This window comes from uncultured Thalassospira sp. (genome assembly GCF_963976115.1).
In the GTDB taxonomy this organism is placed as follows: domain Bacteria; phylum Pseudomonadota; class Alphaproteobacteria; order Rhodospirillales; family Thalassospiraceae; genus Thalassospira.
On the sequence record NZ_CAXBJJ010000019.1, the window covers coordinates 62,211 to 76,784 of the forward strand.

At 52.6% G+C, this 14,574-nt stretch carries 11 protein-coding genes and 1 tRNA gene; 11 read left to right on the forward strand and 1 reads right to left on the reverse strand.

The window, feature by feature from the left end; translation table 11 throughout:
* Positions 1–89 precede the first annotated feature (89 nt).
* From AAC086_RS20480 to recJ, 7 genes are all read left to right on the forward strand, one after another.
* On the forward strand, positions 90–1,331 hold the full coding sequence (locus AAC086_RS20480; protein ID WP_339781554.1) for an LL-diaminopimelate aminotransferase: 1,242 nt from the start codon (positions 90–92) through the stop codon (positions 1,329–1,331).
* Positions 1,332–1,431: 100 nt separating this feature from the next.
* The gene (locus tag AAC086_RS20485) at positions 1,432–2,736 is read left to right on the forward strand and encodes a homoserine dehydrogenase (protein ID WP_339781556.1); all 1,305 of its coding nucleotides are present in this window, start codon (positions 1,432–1,434) and stop codon (positions 2,734–2,736) included.
* A gap of 140 nt (positions 2,737–2,876) precedes the next feature.
* A complete protein-coding gene (glpX, locus tag AAC086_RS20490; RefSeq protein ID WP_339781558.1) occupies positions 2,877–3,836 on the forward strand; it encodes a class II fructose-bisphosphatase in 960 nt (319 codons plus the stop codon).
* A 290-nt stretch (positions 3,837–4,126) separates the two neighbouring features.
* Positions 4,127–5,419 (forward strand): Hsp70 family protein, encoded by a 1,293-nt coding sequence (locus AAC086_RS20495; protein ID WP_339781560.1) that lies wholly within the window; start codon positions 4,127–4,129, stop codon positions 5,417–5,419.
* A gap of 59 nt (positions 5,420–5,478) precedes the next feature.
* Complete coding sequence (locus AAC086_RS20500; protein ID WP_339781562.1) at positions 5,479–6,042, forward strand: TetR/AcrR family transcriptional regulator; 564 nt, start codon at positions 5,479–5,481, stop codon at positions 6,040–6,042.
* Positions 6,043–6,093: 51 nt separating this feature from the next.
* A complete protein-coding gene (locus tag AAC086_RS20505; RefSeq protein ID WP_339781564.1) occupies positions 6,094–7,146 on the forward strand; it encodes an NAD(P)-dependent alcohol dehydrogenase in 1,053 nt (350 codons plus the stop codon).
* Positions 7,147–8,184: 1,038 nt separating this feature from the next.
* Entirely contained in the window at positions 8,185–9,990 is a 1,806-nt protein-coding gene (recJ, locus tag AAC086_RS20510; protein ID WP_339781572.1) for a single-stranded-DNA-specific exonuclease RecJ, read from the forward strand.
* A gap of 101 nt (positions 9,991–10,091) precedes the next feature.
* Here the strand turns inward: recJ and AAC086_RS20515 are convergent, their stop codons facing one another.
* Complete coding sequence (locus AAC086_RS20515; RefSeq protein ID WP_339781565.1) at positions 10,092–10,757, reverse strand: hypothetical protein; 666 nt, start codon at positions 10,755–10,757, stop codon at positions 10,092–10,094.
* 545 nt (positions 10,758–11,302) lie between these two features.
* On the opposite strand from AAC086_RS20515, the gene AAC086_RS20520 reads away from it, so the two are divergent.
* The 4 genes from AAC086_RS20520 to AAC086_RS20535 all read left to right on the forward strand — a co-directional run bounded on the left by AAC086_RS20520 (position 11,303) and on the right by AAC086_RS20535 (position 14,495).
* The gene (locus tag AAC086_RS20520) at positions 11,303–12,157 is read left to right on the forward strand and encodes an ABC transporter substrate-binding protein (protein WP_339781567.1); all 855 of its coding nucleotides are present in this window, start codon (positions 11,303–11,305) and stop codon (positions 12,155–12,157) included.
* A 168-nt stretch (positions 12,158–12,325) separates the two neighbouring features.
* Positions 12,326–13,018 (forward strand): glutathione S-transferase family protein, encoded by a 693-nt coding sequence (locus tag AAC086_RS20525; RefSeq protein WP_339781569.1) that lies wholly within the window; start codon positions 12,326–12,328, stop codon positions 13,016–13,018.
* Positions 13,019–13,060: 42 nt separating this feature from the next.
* Positions 13,061–14,323 carry an MFS transporter gene (locus tag AAC086_RS20530; RefSeq protein ID WP_339781571.1) on the forward strand — a complete coding sequence of 421 codons (1,263 nt, stop codon included), beginning with the start codon at positions 13,061–13,063 and terminating at the stop codon, positions 14,321–14,323.
* Positions 14,324–14,419: 96 nt separating this feature from the next.
* Positions 14,420–14,495 (forward strand) — tRNA-Glu (locus AAC086_RS20535).
* Positions 14,496–14,574: the final 79 nt, after the last annotated feature.

The window sequence follows — 14,574 nt, forward strand, 5'->3', positions numbered from 1 at the left end:
AATGCCGGGTGGCGCGCAATTTTTTTCATCAAGAGGTCGCTTTTTTCGCATAAAGTTGCGTAAAGCGCGTTTGGTAAGGATACTGGATAATGTCCTCTGAATTTCACCGCGTAAAACGTCTTCCCCCTTATGTCTTCGCAGAAGTCAATGCGATGAAGGCGGCGGCGCGGCGAGCGGGCGAGGACATTATCGATTTTGGCATGGGCAACCCGGACCCGGCCACACCGCAACATATTGTTGATAAGCTGATCGAAACGGTGCAGAACCCGCGCACCCATGGTTATTCCATGTCGCGCGGCATTCCTGGTTTACGCAAGGCGCTGGCAGCGTATTATGGCCGTCGTTTCGGCGTCGATATTGATCCCGAAACCGAAACCGTTGTCACCATTGGCTCCAAGGAAGGCCTTGCCAACCTGGCCGCCGCGATCACCAGCCCTGGCGATATCATTCTGGTGCCAAATCCCAGTTATCCGATTCATGCTTTTGGTTTTATCATTGCCGGTGCGGCCCTGCGTCATATTCCAATTGGTCATGACGATCAGGGAACCTTCAATGCCGAAAGTTTCATGGAACAGTTGCACCGGGCGGTGAAGCATTCGGTACCCAAGCCCAGTGCTGTGGTTTTGAACTTCCCGGCCAATCCGACAGCCCTGACCGTTGATCTTAACTTCTATCAGGAAGTGGTCGATTTTTGCTGCGAGCATGAAATCTATATCCTGTCTGATATTGCCTATTCGGAAATCTATTTTGATGGCAACCCGCCGCCCTCGATTCTGCAAATTCCGCGGGCCAAGGAAATTGCGGTAGAATTTTATTCGCTGTCAAAAACCTATTCGATGGCGGGCTGGCGTATCGGCTTTGCCACAGGCAACAAAAAGCTGATCAACGCCCTGACGCGGATTAAATCCTATCTTGATTACGGGGCCTTTACCCCGGTGCAGGTGGCGGCAACGGCGGCGTTGAATGGCCCGCAGGATTGCATCGACGAATTTCGGACCCTGTACCGTGATCGCCGCGACATTTTCATTGAAGGCATGCAGTCGGCAGGTTGGAATATTCCGTCACCTGCGGCAACCATGTTTGCCTGGGCGCCAATCCCCGAGCCGTTTGCCGAACTGGGCTCGCTCGATTTTTCCAAACTTTTGTTGCAGGAAGCCGGGGTTGCAGTGGCACCGGGGCTTGGCTTTGGCGAATATGGTGATCGCCATGTGCGCATTGCCCTGGTTGAAAACAAACACCGCATTCGGCAGGCCAATCGCAATATCAAACAGTTCTTTCAAAAGTGCCCCGATGCAAATTCTGCACGGGAACTGTTGAAGAAAACCGTCTAATATTCGATAACTCATTATCGACATGCTCCGGGGCGCATATGTTGCGTCCCGGAATTTGTGCGTGAGTGGGTGAAATATGCTGCAATGACAAGGAGTTATCGTGCGAAACGTCGTAAAGATCGGTGTGGCAGGCCTGGGTACGGTCGGTGCCGGAACCGTTAAACTGCTGAGCGAACACAGGGACAATCTGGCGGACCGTTCCGGGACCCCGATGATTGTCACAGCAGTATCGGCGCGCGATCGAACTCGGGACCGTGGATTTTCGACCGAAGGTTTGACCTGGTATGAAGATGCCCGTGAAATGGCGCTCGACAGTAATGTTGACGTGATTGTCGAAACCATCGGTGGTTCGGACGGGATTGCCTATGACCTGTGCAAGGCCGCCCTGGAAGCTGGCAAACATGTCGTTACCGCCAACAAGGCGTTGATTGCATTGCGCGGTGTTGAACTGGCACGTATTGCCGATGCCCATAACGTTACCATTGCCTATGAAGCTGCGGTTGCAGGTGGCATTCCGATCATTAAGGCCCTGCGTGAAGGCTTGTCTGGTAATGTGATCTCGCGGGTGACGGGCATTTTGAACGGAACCTGTAATTATATTCTGACCACCATGCGCGAGCAGGGCCGCGATTTTTCCGATGTTCTGGCCGAAGCGCAGAAACTTGGCTATGCCGAAGCCGATCCCAGCTTTGATGTTGATGGTATTGATGCCGCGCACAAGCTTGCGATTCTGACCAGCCTGGCTTTTGGCGTGGAAGTCGATTTTGATGCGATTGCGATTGAAGGCATTCGCTGTGTATCCGCCCTTGATATCCAGATGGCCGAAGAACTTGGGTATCGTATCAAGTTGCTGGGTATTTCCAAGCAAACGGCGGAAGGCATCGAACAGCGCGTTTCGCCGGTGCTGGTGGACCGCAAGACCCAGATTTCAAAGGTCGAAGGTGTGTTTAACGCCGTTGCGCTGGAAGGCGATTATGTCGGCCCTGTCATTCTTCAGGGACGGGGGGCAGGCGAACGGCCAACGGCATCGGCGGTAGTTGCCGATCTTGTCGATATTGCTGCGGGTCGTAAAACGCCGATCTTTGGTGTCGCAGCGAATCGTTTGAAAAAAAATGTACGGGCTCCGCTCGAAAAGCATGTCGGTGCCTATTACCTGCGCCTGATGGTATGGGACCGCCCCGGCGTGATGGCCGAGGTGACGGCAGCCCTTGCCGGAAACGGCGTTTCAATGGCGTCCATGATCCAGCAGGGGCGGGCCGAAACCGAAGGGGGTGTTGTGCCGGTGGTTTTCATCACCCACGAAACCAACGAAGGTGCCATGCACGAGGCATTGGCAACCATCGCGGGCTTTGAAAGTAATTCGCAGCCGCCGGTTTTGATGCGTATTGAAAATTTCGCATCGTAACAAAACAAAAAAAAGACATATGCGCCCCGCAGGTTTACACCAGCGGGGCGTTATAACTTTGGCATAACCAAAGAATTCGCCTACCGGGAAAAATGAGACGGGGCCCCCAGACCCCGCGCCAACAGACAAGGACGGAAGATATGGATCGAAATCTTGCGCTTGAAACAGTACGTGTCACCGAAGCAGCAGCACTGGCCTGTTCGGGGTTGATGGGACGCGGCGACGAAAAGGCCGCCGACCAGGCCGCCGTTGACGCGATGCGCAATGCGCTGAACAGCCTTGATATTCGGGGCACGGTTGTTATCGGTGAAGGCGAACGCGACGAAGCGCCGATGCTTTATATCGGCGAAGAAGTCGGCAGTGGCAAAGGCCCCGAAATTGACATCGCACTGGACCCGCTTGAAGGGACCACCATTTGCGCGACCGGCGGCCAGAACTCGCTTGCGGTTGTGGCCATGGCCGAAAAAGGCGGGTTCCTGAACGCGCCAGATACCTATATGCAGAAAATTGCCGTTGGCGGTGGTTTGCCTGATGACGTGGTTGATCTTGACGCAACCCCGGCTGAAAACCTTAAAAGCATGGCCTTGGCCAAAGGCTGTGATGTTTCGGACCTGGTTGCGTGCATTTTGAACCGTCCGCGCCACGAAGAACTGATCGCCAAAACCCGTGAAGCGGGCGCACGCATCATGTTGATTGATGATGGCGACGTGGCGGGTGTGATTGCGACATCGCAAAAGACCTCGGGCATCGATATTTATATGGGCACTGGTGGGGCACCGGAAGGCGTTTTGGCCGCAGCTGCCCTGCGGTGTATCGGTGGCCAGTTCCAGGGCCGTTTGCTGTTTCGCAACGACGATGAAGTTGCCCGTGCCTATAAATGGGGTATCGAGGATCTGAACCGTAAATACATTCTGACCGACCTTGCCCATGGCAATGTGATGTTTGCTGCAACCGGTGTTACCGATGGTGCCATGTTGCGCGGTGTACGCCGGTTTGCGCACGGTGCGGAAACGGAATCAATCGTGATGCGCAGTCAAAGCGGTACGGTGCGCTATATTCGTGCCGTTCACGATTTCAGCCGCAAGGTGTGGTATAAATAAGTCTTTCGGGTTCTGTTGCCTGATGTGTAATGGGGTGCCTTGGCACCCCATTTTTTATGTTGACCAGCTCTAAAATTCGGGATTTTGCAAAAAGATGAAAGACGGTGTGTCGCCTTTATCTGGTGACGCGTTCATCGTTGGCAATTTCAGTTCTTCGTCATTGAAAAACTGTTTTCTGGTTGGTGCAATGTCCGAACGGCGGTTTTTGGTTGCAGTGTGCCGATGACTGGGGTACATGCTTCGCCCCCTTGTTGCGACAGGGATTAAAACAGTTTGGAAAGGTTGCACGTATGTCCGAAATAATTGCACTGGATTTTGGTACAACCAATTCTGTTCTGGCCGTGGCCGATGAAGCCGGAAACGTCAAGTCTGCCAGCTTTGAAGTTGGAACAAACAGTTTTGATACCTATCGGACGATTTTGTATCTGTGGCAGGAACAGGATATCAAGGTTGCGGGGTCTGTTCCGCAATTGCGCAGTTGTTCCGGCCCGTTCGCCATTGCCGAATATCAACGCGAAAGTCAGGATTGCCGCCTGATCCAGTCGATCAAATCCTATCTGGCGGCAAAGGATTTTGACGGAACGGATATTTTTGGCACGGCCTTTTCGCTTGAAGACCTGATCGCAACGTTTCTGAACCAAATTCACTATCACGCCGAAAGCCAACTGGGCCATCTGGGGCGCCGGGTAATTTCGGGCCGCCCGGTGGCCTTTGCCGGTAGCCGGCCGGACAATGCCTTTGCTGAGGCCCGCTTGCGCGCCTCGTACGAACAGGCAGGCTTTGAAGTCGAAGCAATGGTCTATGAACCCTTGGCGGCATCATATTATTATGGCCGCACGCTTGATCGTCCGGAAACGGTTCTGGTTGCCGACTTTGGCGGTGGCACCAGCGACTTTTCCGTGATCCGGTTTGAGCCAGGTAAGGGCATTGCCGGGGTTAAGGCACTGGCCCATACCGGCCTTGGCATCGCGGGCGACAGTTTTGATTATCGCATCATTCAAAATGTGATCTGGCCACGGCTTGGATTTGGATCGAACTATCGGGTGATGGGCGGGTCCTTGCCCGTGCCGCGGCAATATTATACCGCCTTTGCGCGGTGGCATTACTTGTCGATGATGCGTAATCCGCGCACTATGGCCGATCTTCAGGCGATTATTCGCACCGCCGAAAGTGCCGATGACATTGCCGATCTGGTCACCATCATCGAAGAAGAACTGGGCTTCTTCCTGTATCAGTCGGTGTCAAAGGTGAAGGCTGAATTGTCGTCCAATGACTATGCGTTGTTGCAGTTCAAGCATGGCGGGGTTGAAATTGATGAAAAACTTTCTCGTGCCGATTTTGAAAGCTGGATCAGCCCCGATATTGCCGATATCGAAAAATCCGCCAAACAGTGCCTGGATCAGGCGGGACTAAAAGCTGGCGATATTTCCAAGGTCTTTATGACCGGTGGTACGTCTTATGTGCCTGCTGTACGACGTTTGTTTGAAGACGGCTTTGGCAAAGAGCGGGTTGAAATTGGCCAACCGTTCTTGTCGGTGGCGCATGGGCTGGCGATGATCGCCGCAGACGAAAAAATCGTCTGAGCGAGGTAATGCTATGAACCTGATTGACTGATTAGTCATTTTTTTGATAGGTTCTGCGTATGAAAGACAAGAAAGCACATTTGATTGAGACGGCAATCGGTCTTTTTGCCCGCGATGGTGTGTCGGTTTCCACGGCGCGAATTGCCGCAGAAGCTGGCGTGTCAAACGGGACGCTGTTTAACTATTTTCCTACAAAACAGCAGTTGATCGACAGTGTTTATCTGTCGATCAAGGAGGATATTGCTCAAAATGTGCTTTCTGGTCTCGGTCGGGAGATGTCGGTAAAGGAAGTGATGTTCGGGATCTGGCGGGGTTATATTCAATGGGCCGTCGCCAATCCGTTGCGTCATGAAGTGTCTGTTTTGCTTCGGGAGGCGAGAGCTTTAAGTGCATCGGCGCAAAAGCGTGTCGATGTGATTTTCGAGCTGAAAGTTGAAAAGCTGCGCCAAGGTGTTGATCGGCATGAGCTGGTTGATTTGCCTGTGGATTATATTTGTGAGCTGTCGATGGCACAGATCGGGGTGGCGGTGATGTATTTACGCCATCATCAATTTGACACGGTCGAGGCTGGCAAACATATCCATCGCAGTTTTGATGTTTTCTGGCGGGGCATTTGCGCGTAATTTTTTACCGATAATTTGACTGACTGATCACTCTAAACACGGAGAGAAAGAATGCAAGTTGCAGCTTATGGTGCAAAATCGGCGACCTCGGATATCGAACCTTTAACCATTGAGCGTCGACAGGTGCAAGCCCACGACGTGGCCATTGATATTGATTATTGCGGTGTTTGCCATTCGGATTTGCACATGGCCCGCAATGACTGGGGTGTCGCGCTGTATCCGGTGGTGCCAGGTCATGAAATTATTGGCCGGGTGACCGATGTCGGGGCCCATGTTAAAGGGTTCAAGCCGGGCGATCTGGTGGGTGTTGGCTGCATGGTGGATAGCTGCCAGTCGTGCCCGTCCTGTGAAGAAGGGCTGGAACAATATTGTGAAAACGGCATGGTCGGCACCTATAACGGTGAAGACAAGGTGCTGGGCGGGCACACCTATGGCGGTTATTCCGGCAAGGTGGTTGTGAACGAAAAATTCGTTCTGCGCATATCTGATAAACTTGAAACCCGGGCTGTTGCCCCGCTTTTATGTGCCGGTATCACCACCTGGTCGCCGCTGCGCCACTGGAATGTGAAAAAGGGCGACAAGGTCGGCGTGATCGGCCTTGGTGGTTTGGGTCATATGGGCGTTAAATTTGCCGCAGCCCTGGGCGCACATGTTGTCATGATCACGACCTCGGCAGCCAAAGGCGAAGATGCCAAGCGGCTCGGGGCGCATGAAGTGCTGGTTTCCAAGGATGCCGATGCCATGGCGGCCCATGCGGGCAGCTTTGATTTCCTGCTCAATACCATTCCAGTCAAACACGACCTGAACCCGTATATCACGTTGCTGAAACGCGATCGGACAATGGTGATTGTCGGTGCGGTTACGCCGGTTGAGGAAGTCCACGGTGCCGGGTTGATTTTGGGGCGCAAGTCTGTTGCCGGGTCTCTGATAGGCGGGATCGCCGAAACCCAGGAGATGCTCGATTTCTGTGCCGAACATGGCATTACCTCGGATGTCGAGATGATCACGATCGACACCGTTAACCAGGCCTATGAGCGGATGCAGAAATCGGATGTTAAATATCGCTTTGTCATCGATATGAAATCCCTTCAATCTGCTGCTTGATGCCAAAACGCGTTGACCGCAGCCGACCGAACCCGCTTTCAATGAGTTGTTCTCATCGAAAACGGGTATGACATTTGTTTGCCTTTTGGCAAAAATGAAAGGCCTGTCCTTGTTGGCGGGCCTTTTCATTTAAGTCTTGGCGTCAGGTGATACAGGCGAAGTTTCCGCTGCATTTAACTTGTAGAAGTGTTGCCGAAAACACCACAAATCCGGTGCCCAAAAACGGCAGCAAGAAAAACCACGCCGACCATTCCCATCGTCGTAACAGCCACGGAAAAAGGGCCCCGCAAAACGACATCAATGGAAACAGCAGCACACTGCCAAACAGCAAGTGCAAATACAGATTGTTTTCTGACCCCGGAGCATCAAACATCAGGGGTGAAAACATAACAAAGGGCAGGGAGAATATACCTCCCAAAATACAAGTCGCGGACAGACCGCGACGTGTGGACTTTTTCATCTTACAGGCCTCGTGATCCCGTGTTGAGTGTGACGGTATTTTTTTCCGCCAACGGCTTTGCGCCATCTTGTAATGGGTTTGAATTTCTCATAGCAGACAGGGTATCTCAAGTAACATTTACAAACGGGGTCAGGAAAATAGGGCTGACGACTGAAAATATTCTGATCTGACGGCAATTCACGCCAAAAGTATTGCCATATCTATACCTTTTAACAGGTAAAAGCCGACAGTTTTTGCAATAATTGACAAATTAGATGTTGGCTTTTTGTTTGAATTATATGAATTACACCTAAAATTCTGACAGTAGAGATGTGGTAATATTTATAGCTCCGATTGATAGTGTGGTTTGTACTCGGGGTTCCACCAAAATGCTTGTGCGTTGGATATGTTGTCGGCGCATGCCATTTATTGAACTTGAAGGGCCGTGGCAGGGTCGATGTTGTGGGCAGATAACGCGGTAAAAAAAGCCGTTCGTGCCGCTCGTGTTGGTAAGGTAAATTGCTGCCAAGCAGTTTTTGCAGCCAGCATGATGATTTCGGGGTTTGAGGATATGCGTGTTTGCGCTATCCAATGGCGGTATGACACAGCAATCCAGTGAAACAACTTTTTTAGGGATCGAACATTCGGTCACAGGAAAATGGTGGCGGCAAAGGGCGGTCGATGACCGTTTGGCCGTTACCCTGTCGCAACGCTTTGGCGTGCCCGAAATTGTCGGTCGGGTCATGGCCGCACGGGGCATTGGACTGGACGATGCCGAAACATTTTTAAACCCGACCCTGCGCGATCTGATGCCCGATCCATCTCGGTTGCGCGACATGGACAAGGCCGTGGCGCGCATTGCTCATGCCGTGATGCAGGGCGAAAAAATTGCCCTGTTTGGTGATTATGATGTTGATGGTGCCACCAGCACGGCCTTGCTGGTGCGGGTGTTTCGGGCGTTGGGACTGGACGTTGTGGTGCATATCCCTGACCGTCTGACCGAGGGCTATGGCCCCAATGCGCTAGCATTGCTGGATTTAAAGCGCCGGGGCGCTGATTTGATCCTGACCGTGGATTGTGGTGTCACCGCTTATGCCCCGCTTGAAGCTGCGGCCGAGGCCGGGATCGAGGTTATTGTGGTTGACCATCACGCCGCCGAACCCGAATTGCCGCGCGCATTGGCGGTGGTAAACCCGAACCGGATTGATGATGACAGCGGCATGGGGGACTTGTGTGCCGTTGGTGTGGCATTTTTGCTGTCGGTTGCTCTGTGTCGGAACTTGCGCGAAAGCGGTTATTTTAAGCAAAAAGGCATTCGCCCCCCCGATTTACGCACATGGCTTGACCTGGTGGCGCTCGGTACTGTGTGCGATGTGGTGCCATTGCGGGGGCTTAACCGTGCCTTTGTGACCCAGGGCCTTAAAATCATGCGCCACCGTGGGAATAGCGGTATGTCGGCGCTGGCCGATGTTGGCGGGGTTAACGAAGTGCCCAGTGCCTATCATCTGGGGTTTGTTTTGGGGCCTCGGGTTAATGCTGGCGGGCGCGTTGGCGAAGCCGGGTTGGGCACGACCCTGTTATCGGGGGATGACGAGGAGATGGCGCGTAAAATTGCCATCCGTCTTGATGAATATAATCGCGAACGTAAATCGATCGAGGATTATGTCCTTGATCAGGCCATTCGCGCGGTTGAAGAAAAAAACAAGATCAGGGCGATGGTGCTGGTGGGGGGCGATGACTGGCACCCCGGCGTGATCGGCATTGTCGCCAGCCGCCTGAAAGACCGCTATCACGTGCCTGCTTTGGTGATGGGAAAGGTCGATGGCATTTATAAGGGGTCGGCCCGGTCGGTGCGCGGTATTGATTTGGGGGCTGCGATTATCGCGGCCCGTCAAAGTGGCCTTTTGGTTAATGGCGGCGGGCATGGCATGGCTGCGGGTTTTACCCTGGACCCTGAAAAGCGCGCCGAGTTTGAGGATTTCCTGGAGCAGCGATTTGCCCGTTTGATTGAAGAAAACAATATTCGCCCCACCATGACAGTCGATGGTGCCTTGCACGCGATGGGCGCGACGGTTGATCTGATTGATGCCTTGGAAAAAATGGGCCCGTTTGGGGCAGGAAATGCCGAACCGCGATTTGTGTTTACGGATTGCCGCGTGATCAAGGCCGATGTCGTCGGGGCGGATCACGTGCGCTGTATTCTAACCGGTGCGAATGGCAAGGGGCGGGTTAAGGCCATTGCTTTTCGGTGCCTTGATAACGACATGGGCCAGACATTGCTGCGTCATGGCGGGCGGCCTTTGCATGTTCTCGGGCATTTGCGCCGCGATACCTGGCAGGGCCGTGAAGGTGTGCAGCTTATGATTGACGATGTTGCCCTGCCTGCGCCGACTGTGTTTGACTAAAGGTCCGGAAATTGACGGTGCTGTTTTGGATGGGCTGCTATTGTCAATTGCGTCGTTTGTTTGATGCAGGCGGCGATTGGCGGGGCGTTATGGCCGCGTCTTTATGATCCGGCGTTTTCACCCGTACCCTGACGGTTGGGGATTGAGTGCCGCCGAATGATCGCCGATACGATCTGCGCGATAATGAGTCCTGTATCCGCCTTGTTTAATTCTTCACCCAGCAATGTCACGATCTCATTATAGGCGGCCAGGATATCCTGTGTGATACGCGGGGCATTTTCGACGCCCTCTGCGGTTAAAAATCCTGTCACGATGGCCGATAGCAGGCCACGGTCGTTATGGGGCAGTGGGGGCGTTTGAGGGGGTACCTGGCTGCTGTTGATGCCGGAGCCTATATTTTCCGGGTGCCCCGCAGGATGAGTGTTGCTTTGGCTTGAGCCGGGAAGAAGCCGTGTTGATGGCGCGGACCGCGCTGAATAACGATTGGGTTGTTTTTTGGGTGTTTCATTTGCCAGATCGATATGAACCGGCCCTTTTCCGGTTACAATCCATTCCAGACGTACGGCCTGGGCGCATGCAAGCCGGGCAACACCGACAAATCGGGGTTCCGACTGGGCCTGGCACCAGCGATTAAGTTGTTCGGGAATAACGCCTGCAACTTGTGCAGCGTCTTTCTTGCGGTCAAACATGTCAACGACTTGTCGAATACGATTACCAAGTTCTGGGTCAAGGACAGGCAATGCTGCGACACGGCTATTCTTTGCCATCTGCATCGTCCTGGTTTGTTGTAAGGTACATTGAAAAGCTTCGCAAAACTCTCGTAAGGCGTGAAAAAAATGCCGAGCGAGATTTTTTGGTTGAATGTCGAATTTTTTCGTTATAAGTCTTTTTCATGCTCAACTATTGCTGACTTTTTTTCGAGGTAAAGGCCGGTATAGTGGGCGATGGGGGTAGTAAAACGATAGTATAGTGATGCTGCCGGAATTAAGCCCGGTAAGCATGGCAGATAAACGACAGGACAAATGTTCTCTGTTATTTGTCTGGAGCCGAATGTTTTACATGAGGGCAACTTCAGGACGAATTTATTCGATAAATTTGATCCTTTTTTTTAAAAGTAGCCAGTCGTTTACAGTAAATGAAGTGTGGCTATGCTGGCAATCAACAAGTCCTTGTGTAAACAAGGTATTTTTGTTTGGGGTCGTGCTTTTCCGGTTGAATTTCCTGAAGTCGTGTATTTAGAGGCGCACTGGCAATATGCTCCCCAAGCGCCCATGTTGGGATGGTGATGTGTGCGCTCTATGGTATTTAACTGATGTTTGACAATAGGTTAGAGTGGCGGCACCTGATCGCCTTCATTGTCATCACATCCGCATTGCTGTTTTTTTTACCTCTTGCGGCATTGGCTGGATCTCCATCTAACGGTCTTCCTGATCACGGGTATCTTGGTGCCGCCAGATCCGTGCGGCTTTATACCGAAAACCTGCCCCCGTTTAATTACCGTAGCGAAAATGGCATTGCCGGTGTCGGGGCCGATGTCGTTGCGGCGATGGCAAAAATAGTCGGGCATAGCGGCAAGTTTGAAATGCTGCCGTGGAAGCGTGTGTTGTCCGCGCTGGAAAATGACCCCTATGCCGCTGCTTTTTCCATGATGCGTATCCCGGAGCGAGAAGACGAATTTAAGTGGGTTGGTCCGATTACTCATGCCGAGACAGCATTTTACCAACTGGCCGATAAACCGGTAAATATTCAAACGCTTGATGACGCGCGCGCCGTTGCCGCGATTGGTGTTCAGGCTGGCGGAGCGTCGGAGCGTACCTTGCAAGCACTGGGGTTCGATAACCTGATGTCGCTTCATGTTCCCAATAATGGTCTGAAAATGTTGCTAAGTGGTCGCATAACCCTTTGGGAAACGGCGGACCTGGTTCTGAACAGTCAAGTTCGGGCGTTGGGGGTTTCATCGGATCTGGTTAAACCTGCCTTGAAGATTGGTGATTACGACCTGTATCTGGCTTTTTCGAAAGCCACGCCGGATACCGTTGTCCTGCCGTGGCGTCAGGCGTTGCTTGAATTGCACCAAAATGGTGTTTTTAACGAAATTCAGAAACGCTACAGCATCAAAATTGATCCGCCATCCCCTCATAAAACCAGTTTTTCACTGTTGAACTAGTTTAGTTTTGTTTTGCTTTCTCTCTAATCTTAATGCCGTTAACTTGTGGGGGCGTCCTGTCTTGGGCCGGGCGTTTTTTGCGACAGGGTAGCGAACGGCAAATATCTTCCTATTTTTCAGGTTATCCTTGGGTGTCCGTCAGCCATTGTCATTTGCATGGGGAATTTTATGCCAGACAGTAACAAGCCGGAACTTATCAGTTTTGACCTTTGTCCCTTTGTTCAGCGTTCCGTGATCACGCTTCTGGAAAAGAACGTTGAATTTGATCTGACCTATATCGACCTTGGTAATAAACCAGACTGGTTTCTGGCGATTTCACCTTTGGGTAAAGTACCGGTTCTGCGCGAAAAGGGAGAAGTCCTTTTTGAAAGTGCCGTGATCAACGAATATCTTGATGAAACCAACCCGCCGTCGCTTCATCCTGCCGATCCTTTAAAAAAAGCCCAAAACCGGGCCTGGATTGAAGTTGGCAGCAATCAGCTGATGCATTCTTTCCGGATGATGATGGCGGAAACCCGCGAAGATTATGATCTGCACCGCGAGGCCTTGATTAACGGATTCCGATTGGTTGAAGGTCAGGTTAACGGGGCCTTTTTTAACGGCGATGTCTTTTCGCTGATTGATGCGGCATGGGCGCCGTTATTTACCCGCCTGTTGATAGTTGAAGACGTACTGGGCGAGGATTATTTGCCGTCCTATCCGAAAATCCGGGCCTGGGCCACAGCGCTGGTGGCGCGCGATAGCGTGATCCATTCCGTGCGGGATGGCTTTCGTGAAACGTTTTTAACCTACCTGCAAAACAAAACGTATCACGGCAATACACCGGGTTACGTTGCAGACAGGCTTGCGGGTATCGGCTGATCATCCTATTCCGATAGGATGAAAGAACAAAACCAGACAGATATGGCATCAAAGCAAGATCACCCGGACCACAGCAAACTTGCGTTTGTTCTGGTTCTGGTGCCGCTTTTGATATCCTTTTCACTGAGCCAGTTTTACCGCTCGGCGCAGGCATTGCTTGCAGACTCGCTGCGCGGTGAACTGGGTGTGACGCCCGAACAGCTTGGTCTGATTTCGGGCAGCTTCCATTTTGCCTTTGCCCTGATGCAGATCCCGGTTGGTGTCATGCTGGACCGTTACGGTCCGCGCAAGACCAACGGGGTCATGATGATCCTTACCGTGGTGGGGGTTATTGTCTTTGCCAGTGCTCATAGCGTTACCGGGCTTATGATCGGGCAGGGGATTATCGGCATGGGCTGCGCCGCTGCTTTTATGGCGACGCTGGTCTGTGCCTCGCGGTGGGTGGCCCCTGAAAAATTCGCCGCAACCTCGGGCATTATTGTCGCCCTTAGTTTGCTTGGTGTGTTGGCATCGGCAACGCCGCTGGCCGCCCTGATTGAATATCAGGGCTGGCGCGGGGTGTATTTCTGGCTTGCGGGGCTTAGTGTGCTGGCCGTGATCCTGACATTTGTCATGGTCCGCGATGAACCGCCGCATATGCGCCGCAAGCAACCGCGCCGCGGTGAAACCATGGGCGAAGTCCTGCAAGGTATTATGGAGGTTTGGAAAAACCGCCAGATGTGGTTGCTGGTCGCGGTTGGCTTTTTTGCCTATCCCACCATCCTGACGGTGCGCGGCCTGTGGGGCGGACCTTATTTGCAAGATGTGTTTCACCTTGCCCCGGTGCAGGTCGGCAATATTTTGCTGGGTATGACATTTGGTATGATCGCCGGTCCCCCTTGTTATGGGCATTTGTCCCGCATGATGGGCGGGCGGGCACGACCGCTGATTTTATTTTCGGTTTTTACCTCGACCGTGTTGCTGATTTTGCAGGCTTTGTTTGGCGTGGAACATGTGTGGCTGGCGGCCATCCTGATGATGGCGCATGGCTTTTTGGGCAGTTGTGCCACCCTGAACTATGCCGCCAGCCGTGCTGCGGTGCCGCAGCACCTGATCGGTCGGGCCTTGACCACGGTTAATCTGGCGACCTTTGGCGGCTTGTTTGTTCTACAAGGTCTGGCGGGTGTCATCATCGGTCAATATCGTTCAGATCAGGCAATTGCCGGTTATCAATGGATGTTTGCCTTTTTGGGTATTGGTCTTGGTCTGGCCGGTATCGCGTTTCTGGTCGGGGGGCGGCGACGCAAAGCCGTTAAAAATGGCTAAAATGGCGCAGGGATTAAAAAAAACGTCATAAGGGCAAAAAACCCGCTTGACCTTACCCGGTCCAATCGCTACAAACCGGCCTCGTTAACGCACCGCGTCCCCTTCGTCTAGAGGCCTAGGACACTGCCCTTTCACGGCGGCAACAGGGGTTCGAATCCCCTAGGGGACGCCACCCGTTAACAAAGAAAATGCTTTATTGGTGACCGTGTCCCCTTCGTCTAGAGGCCTAGGACACTGCCCTTTCACGGCGG

Bases quoted from the DNA above. Each gene is read 5' to 3' on its own strand.
- AAC086_RS20480 (WP_339781554.1), top strand. From the start codon at position 90: ATGTCCTCTGAATTTCACCGCGTAAAACGTCTTCCCCCTTATGTCTTC.
- glpX (WP_339781558.1), top strand. From the start codon at position 2,877: ATGGATCGAAATCTTGCGCTTGAAACAGTACGTGTCACCGAAGCAGCA.
- AAC086_RS20495 (WP_339781560.1), top strand. From the start codon at position 4,127: ATGTCCGAAATAATTGCACTGGATTTTGGTACAACCAATTCTGTTCTG.
- AAC086_RS20500 (WP_339781562.1), top strand. From the start codon at position 5,479: ATGAAAGACAAGAAAGCACATTTGATTGAGACGGCAATCGGTCTTTTT.
- AAC086_RS20505 (WP_339781564.1), top strand. From the start codon at position 6,094: ATGCAAGTTGCAGCTTATGGTGCAAAATCGGCGACCTCGGATATCGAA.
- recJ (WP_339781572.1), top strand. From the start codon at position 8,185: ATGACACAGCAATCCAGTGAAACAACTTTTTTAGGGATCGAACATTCG.
- AAC086_RS20515 (WP_339781565.1), bottom strand. From the start codon at position 10,757: ATGGCAAAGAATAGCCGTGTCGCAGCATTGCCTGTCCTTGACCCAGAA.
- AAC086_RS20520 (WP_339781567.1), top strand. From the start codon at position 11,303: ATGTTTGACAATAGGTTAGAGTGGCGGCACCTGATCGCCTTCATTGTC.
- AAC086_RS20525 (WP_339781569.1), top strand. From the start codon at position 12,326: ATGCCAGACAGTAACAAGCCGGAACTTATCAGTTTTGACCTTTGTCCC.
- AAC086_RS20530 (WP_339781571.1), top strand. From the start codon at position 13,061: ATGGCATCAAAGCAAGATCACCCGGACCACAGCAAACTTGCGTTTGTT.